Origin of the sequence: Rhizobium sp. RAF56 (assembly GCF_052113965.1) — a bacterium.
Lineage (GTDB): Bacteria > Pseudomonadota > Alphaproteobacteria > Rhizobiales > Rhizobiaceae > Rhizobium.
In genome coordinates, this window is record NZ_JBFRDU010000053.1 from 20,327 (window position 1) to 27,089 (window position 6,763).

Genomic DNA, 6,763 nt, shown 5'->3' on the forward strand with positions numbered 1-6,763 from the left:
CAACCGACCAAGCGGCGAAGAGAGAAGCGAACGGTCCCATGCTGCGATTCCTGCTCGTTCGGATAGCCTCGGCAATACCCGTGCTCCTCATCCTGAGCGTGGCGACGTTTGCAATAATCAAGGCGCCGCCTGGCGACTATTCCGATTACATCCGCGCACAATTGATCAATCAGGGGGGCGCGTCTTTCAAACAGGCCGATGCACAGGCTCAGATCTACCGCAAGGCGCATGGGCTCGATAAGCCGGTGGTTATCCAATACATCAACTGGATAACCGGCATCGTAACGCGCGGTGATTTCGGCGACAGCCTCTACTACAACAAGCCAGTCGCCGACGTAGTGGCCGAGCGCCTGCCGCGCACGCTTGCGCTGGCACTCGTCTGCCATATCCTTGCCTCGACGCTCGGAATCGGGTTCGGCATCTGGGCGGCCACGCGTCAATATACCTGGATCGACAGCCTGCTTTCCGGCGTCTCCTTTCTCGGCATGACCGTGCCGCGCTTCTTGATGGCGCTGATCATCGTCTATCTGCTGGTCTTCCAGTTCAACGTTTCGGAAATCGGCAGCTTCTATTCGCCCCAATTCGGCGGCGCGCCATGGTCCTTCGCCAAGTTTGTTGATCTCCTCAAGCATATCTGGCCGGTTATCGCGATCGCGACCTTCGGTGGGCTCGCCTACAACATGCGTGTGATGCGCGGAAATCTGCTCGACACGCTGAACGCCCAATATGTCGAAACCGCGCGGGCCAAAGGCCTGTCGGGCGGCGCTGTCATTCTGCGCCATGCCGTACCGAATGCACTTCATCCGCTGGTAATGTATCAGGGGGTCGTGCTTCCTTACATGCTGACCGGCGAGATCGAAACGGCGATCATCTTTGCGCTGCCAACCGTCGGTCCGGCAATCGTCGGCTCCATGGCCGTCGGCGACGTCTATGTCACGGCGACCTTCATGCTGGTGCTTTCAGCCACCCTGATCGTTGGAAACATCATTGCCGACATGCTGCTGGCACTTCTCGACCCGCGCGTGCGCCAACACGGAGGCGGTTTCTGATGCTTGCATTTACGCCATCCGGGCCGCCGGAAGAGGAAAAAATCAAGTTCCAAGGTGGCAACGAAAGCTATCCGGCGCTTGTCTGGCGCCGCCTGAAACGGTCGTGGACAGGAATGAGCGGCCTTGTCCTCGTTGGCCTTCTGATCCTCATGTCGGTTTTTGCGGAATTCGTGGCTCCAGTCGATCCAAACGCGACCGACAGCGGCTTTGCGCCGCCGCAGACAATCAGCTTTCGCGACAAGGACGGCAACTTCGTACTTCAGCCGCGCGTCTATGCGATGGCGGATACCGAAGAACTCGATCCCGTCACGTTCCAGCCGATCGTCGGGATCGACTACGACAATCCGCGCTTGCTCGGCTTCTTCGTGAAAGGAGCGGACTACAATCTCTTCGGGCTGATCCCCGGCAATCGCCACCTCTTCGGCTCGAGCGATGGCCAGCCAGTGCATTTTCTCGGCACGGACAAGTTCGGCCGCGACGTCCTCTCGCGCGCCATCTACGGCTCCAGGATATCGCTGATCATCGCATTGACCGTCGTTTTCATCGTGACGGTCGTGGGAACGACGGTCGGCATGATTTCAGGCTATTTCGGCGGCACGCTCGACACGTGGATCCAGCGTTTCGTCGAGCTGGTGCTCGCCTTTCCGCAATTGCCTTTATATCTGGCGCTGACCTCGTTGATCCCGGTGACAGCGCCGACCAATGTTTTCCTCGGCTTCGTCATCGTCGTCATGTCGGCGCTCGGCTGGGCACAGATGTCGCGCGAGGTACGTGGCAAGACGCTGGCGCTGGCGCGGATCGAGTATGTGAGGGCCGCCATGGCCGTCGGCGCGACCGACCGGCGCATCATTCTCCAGCACATCCTTCCGAACGTCATGAGCCATGTCATCGTTGCCGTGACGCTGGCGATCCCGACCGTGGTGCTGCTGGAATCCTTCCTCGGCTTCTTAGGTTTCGCGGTGAAGCCCCCGCTGATTTCCTGGGGCCTGATGCTGCAGGATACTGCCAACTATTCGGTCATCGGTTCCTACCCCTGGATCCTTGCGCCCGTCGCGTTCCTCCTTGTCACCGTCTTCGCGTTCAACGCGCTCGGCGATGGCCTGCGCGACGCCGTCGATCCCTATTGAGAACGAGGTTGACAATGGCTCTCGCACTCGCCCAATCCTTCTCGCCCGAACTTCGCCACGACAGCGGCGAGAAGGAAGGTACCCCCGTCATCGACGCCCGAAACATCGCCGTCACCTTCAAGGTCGAGCACGGCACGGTGGAGGCGGTCAAGAACGTCTCCTTCCAACTCTACCGCGGCGAAACCATCGCCATTGTCGGCGAGTCCGGTTCGGGAAAATCGGTGACGGCGCGCACGATCATGGGCCTGCTCACCAAGCGCGCCGTTGTGTCGCCGACATCGTCGATCGGCTATGACGGCAAGAACGTGCTCAAGTTCTCCGAGCGGGAGCGGCGAAAGCTTCGCGGCGATCGGATATCGATGATCTTCCAGGAGCCGATGAGTTCACTGAACCCGATATACACGATCGGCGGGCAGATCATCGAAGCGATCCGCGTACATCGCAAGATCGGCCGGCGCGAGGCCGCACGGCGGGCGCTGGATCTGTTGAAGAAGGTTCAGATCCCCGACCCGGAGGCCAGGCTCAGACAATATCCGCATCAACTCTCCGGCGGGCAGCGCCAGCGCGTCATGATCGCCATGGCGCTTGCTAACGATCCCGACGTGCTGATCGCCGATGAACCGACGACGGCGCTCGACGTCACGGTCCAGGCACAGATCTTGAACCTCATCCGCGACCTGCAGAAGCAGCTCGGCATGGCGGTCATCCTGATTACCCATGACCTGACCGTGGTGCGGCAATTCTCCGACTACGTCTACGTCATGCAGCATGGCGAGATGCGGGAGCATAACCGGACCGAAGAGATTTTCGCCAGCCCCCAGCATCCCTACACCAAGCATCTCCTGGCTTCCGAGCCGCGGGGGAGGGCGAAACCGCTGCGGGAAGGTTGCGACACGATCCTCGAAGGCAAGGGCGTGCGCGTCTCGTTCATGCTGCGGCACGGCACGTTCTTCAAACCGCAAATGCGTGATCTCGTCGCCGTCGACAGCCTGGATCTCGAGCTTCGCCGACACGAGACGCTCGGCCTCGTCGGGGAATCCGGCTCCGGCAAGACGACATTCGGCCAAGCGCTGTTGCGGCTGATCAATACCGAAAGCGGCGAAATCTACTTCGACCGCCAGCCGATCCACGGCCGCTCGCGGGCGGAAATGCGCCCATTGCGCTCGCGGATGCAGATCGTCTTCCAGGATCCGTTCTCGTCGCTCAATCCGCGCATGCCGGTCGGGCAGATCATCGAAGAAGGGCTGATCGTCAACAATATCGGCGCCAGCAAGTCCGAACGGCTGGAACGGGTGAAGGACGCGCTCGTGAGCGCCGGGATGCCGGCCAATGTGCTATCGCGCTTCCCGCATGAGTTTTCCGGCGGTCAGCGTCAGCGCATCGCGATTGCCCGCGCCATCGCGCTTGAGCCGGAGTTCATTCTCCTCGACGAGCCGACATCGGCGCTCGACCTTTCCGTCCAGGCGCAAATCATCGAGCTCTTGCGCAAGCTGCAGGACGAGCGCGGCCTCAGCTATCTGTTTATCTCTCACGATCTCAAGGTCGTACGCGCCCTCTGCCACCGGATCATCGTCATGCAGAATGGCAAGATCGTCGAGCAGGGGTCCGTTGACGACGTCCTTTCCCATCCCAAGACCGCCTACACCGAACGCCTGGTCAAGGCCGCGTTCGAGGTAGCCTGATTGCCCATGCCGGAGGTTTATATGGCAAGCCAACCCAAGATCACCTTCATCGGAGCCGGATCGACCGTTTTCATGAAAAACATTATCGGCGACGTGCTGCAGCGCCCGGCGCTTTCCGGCGCGACGATCGCGTTGATGGACATCAATCCGCAGCGGCTGGAGGAAAGCGAGGTGGTCGCCGGCAAGCTGGTAAAGAGCCTCGGAGCAAGTGCCACGGTCGAGACATATTCCGACCAGCGGCGGGCGCTCGCGGGCGCGGATTTCGTCGTCGTCGCCTTCCAGATCGGCGGCTATGAGCCGTGCACGGTCACCGATTTCGAGGTGCCGAAGAAATATGGACTGCGGCAGACCATCGCCGATACCCTCGGCGTCGGCGGCATCATGCGGGGCTTGAGAACGGTGCCGCATCTCTGGAAGATCTGCGAGGACATCCTCGCCGTCTGCCCTGACGCGATCATGCTGCAATACGTCAACCCGATGGCCATAAACACCTGGGCAATTTCGGAAAAGTATCCCGCGATCAAGCAGGTGGGCCTGTGCCATTCCGTGCAGGGTACGGCAATGGAGCTGGCGCACGACCTCGACATTCCCTACGAGGATATCCGCTATCGCTCGGCCGGCATCAACCACATGGCCTTCTACCTGAAGTTCGAGCACCGCCAGCCGGACGGCTCCTATCGCGATCTCTATCCAGATCTCATCCGCGCTTATCGCGAAGGCCGTGCGCCGAAGCCCGGCTGGAACTCGCGCTGCCCGAACAAGGTGCGCTACGAAATGCTGACCAGGCTCGGCCATTTCGTCACCGAAAGCTCGGAGCACTTCGCCGAATATACCCCCTATTTCATCAAGGAAGGGCGTGAGGACCTGATCGAAAAGTTCGGCATCCCGCTCGATGAATACCCAAAACGCTGCATCGAGCAGATCGAGCGTTGGAAGGGCCAGGCGGAGACCTATCGTTCGGCGGACAAGATCGAGGTCAAGCGGTCGAAGGAATACGCATCCTCGATCATTAATTCCGTCTGGACAGGCGAACCCTCCGTCATCTACGGCAACGTGCGCAACAACGGCTGCATCACGTCGCTGCCCGACAATTGCGCCGCCGAAGTTCCCTGCCTCGTCGACGCATCCGGCATCCAGCCGACCTTCATCGGCGACCTGCCGCCACAGTTGACGGCACTGATCCGCACGAACATCAACGTTCAGGAGTTGACCGTTCAGGCGTTGATGACGGAGAATCGCGAGCACATTTATCACGCCGCGATGATGGATCCCCACACCGCCGCCGAACTCGATCTCGACCAGATCTGGTCGCTCATCGACGATCTCCTTGCCGCGCACGGAGAATGGTTGCCAGGCTGGGCACGGATGGAAAGCAAAGCTTAAGGCCGCCCCCTCACTCTCCCGGGAGTTGGCGGCAGGAAAGGCCCCGCGTCACGCTGCGGGGCCTTTTTGTCGGCACGCGCTTGCGCTAGAGATTTGAGGCAAGCAATGGGAGATTGGACCGCCATGACAGGATCGAATGTTTTCAGCACGGGTACGTTCGTCGGACGCATTTGGCGGCCGGAGTTCGGTGGTCCGGCGCTGGTCGTGGTGCGTGACGGCAAGCTCTTCGATATCACTTCGAAGGAAATACCGACCATCCGCGATCTTTTGGAGAAGGACGATCCCTCGGCCTACCTGCGCTCTCAGAGGGGCGCGGCGATTGCGACCCTGGATGAGGCTTTCGCCGGCAAGGCTGATGCCTCGCAGACGCACCTTTTGTCACCCATCGATCTCCAGGCGATCAAGGCCTGCGGCGTGACTTTCGCGCGCTCGATGATCGAGCGCGTCATCGAGGAGCGCGCAGCCGGCAATCCCGATCTGGCGCTGAAAATCCGCGAACGGGTGACCGAGATCATCGGCGACAGCCTGCGCAATCTCAAGGCCGGCTCCCCCGAGGCAGCAAAGGTCAAGGCGGCGCTGATCGAGGAAGGCGTCTGGTCGCAATATCTGGAAGTCGGCATCGGCCCGGATGCGGAAGTTTTCTCCAAGTCGCAGATCATGTCTTCGGTCGGGCATGGCGCCGATGTCGGCCTGCATCCCATCTCGCGCTGGAACAATCCTGAGCCGGAGATCGTGCTTGCCGTCGACAGCCAGGGACGGATCAAGGGCGCGACGCTTGGCAACGACGTCAATTTGCGCGACGTCGAGGGGCGCTCGGCGCTGCTCCTCGGCAAGGCGAAGGACAACAACGCATCCTGCGCGATCGGTCCGTTCATCCGGCTGTTCGACGAGACCTATTCGATAGACGACGTGCGCAATGCCGAGCTCGGCCTCAAGGTCGAGGGCGAGGACGGCTACGTGCTGAACGGTCGCAGCTGTATGAAGGAAATCAGCCGCGATCCGCTCGACCTCGTCGCGCAGACCATCGGCCGCCATCATCAATATCCGGACGGTCTGGTGCTGTTCATGGGAACGCTGTTTGCACCGGTTGAGGATCGCGATGTCGCCGGCCAGGGCTTCACGCATAAGATCGGTGACATCGTGACGATCTCCAATCCGGAGCTCGGAGCGCTCACCAACCGCGTCCGGCTGTCGACGGACTGTGCACCGTGGACCTTCGGCGTGTCGCACCTGATGCGAAACCTCGCCTCACGCGGTCTACTTTAAAGCGTTCCAGTAAAGATGGGGAACGGACCGCTGTCCAGATTAGCTTAAAACAAATAACCGGAGCGGGTCTGCGATTCCGAGAAAAGCAGAAACGCTTAAAAGGAGACCCGTGCGCGGATATTTGTAGACGTTTGGAATCATTGATGATTCAATACCTTCGTCGGAAGATTGAGGTGCGCGATGAGCCGTCGCCGGATAGGACAGGAAGCATTCGGATTTGCCGATGATCGGGGATCGTCATCTTCTCTTGATGATC

General features: G+C 60.4%; 5 protein-coding genes. All 5 read left to right on the plus strand.

The window, feature by feature from the left end; genetic code table 11:
- Nucleotides 1-38: 38 nt before the first annotated feature.
- Complete coding sequence (locus tag AB4048_RS26375) at nt 39-1,049, plus strand: ABC transporter permease (RefSeq protein WP_442204941.1); 1,011 nt, start codon at nt 39-41, stop codon at nt 1,047-1,049.
- A complete protein-coding gene (locus AB4048_RS26380; RefSeq protein ID WP_442204942.1) occupies nt 1,049-2,176 on the plus strand; it encodes an ABC transporter permease in 1,128 nt (375 codons plus the stop codon). Before AB4048_RS26375 ends, AB4048_RS26380 begins: the two co-directional genes overlap by 1 nt.
- Before the next feature lie 14 nt (nt 2,177-2,190).
- Nucleotides 2,191-3,858: an ABC transporter ATP-binding protein gene (locus tag AB4048_RS26385; protein ID WP_442204943.1), complete on the plus strand. Its 1,668-nt coding sequence runs from the start codon at nt 2,191-2,193 to the stop codon at nt 3,856-3,858.
- Between the two features lie 21 nt (nt 3,859-3,879).
- The gene (locus AB4048_RS26390) at nt 3,880-5,241 is read left to right on the plus strand and encodes an alpha-glucosidase/alpha-galactosidase (protein WP_442204944.1); all 1,362 of its coding nucleotides are present in this window, start codon (nt 3,880-3,882) and stop codon (nt 5,239-5,241) included.
- A gap of 123 nt (nt 5,242-5,364) precedes the next feature.
- Nucleotides 5,365-6,507, plus strand: a complete 1,143-nt coding sequence (locus AB4048_RS26395; protein ID WP_442204945.1) for a fumarylacetoacetate hydrolase family protein — start codon at nt 5,365-5,367, stop codon at nt 6,505-6,507.
- Nucleotides 6,508-6,763: the final 256 nt, after the last annotated feature.

Bases quoted from the DNA above. Each gene is read 5' to 3' on its own strand.
- AB4048_RS26375 (WP_442204941.1), top strand. From the start codon at position 39: ATGCTGCGATTCCTGCTCGTTCGGATAGCCTCGGCAATACCCGTGCTC.
- AB4048_RS26395 (WP_442204945.1), top strand. From the start codon at position 5,365: ATGACAGGATCGAATGTTTTCAGCACGGGTACGTTCGTCGGACGCATT.
- AB4048_RS26385 (WP_442204943.1), top strand. From the start codon at position 2,191: ATGGCTCTCGCACTCGCCCAATCCTTCTCGCCCGAACTTCGCCACGAC.
- AB4048_RS26390 (WP_442204944.1), top strand. From the start codon at position 3,880: ATGGCAAGCCAACCCAAGATCACCTTCATCGGAGCCGGATCGACCGTT.
- AB4048_RS26380 (WP_442204942.1), top strand. From the start codon at position 1,049: ATGCTTGCATTTACGCCATCCGGGCCGCCGGAAGAGGAAAAAATCAAG.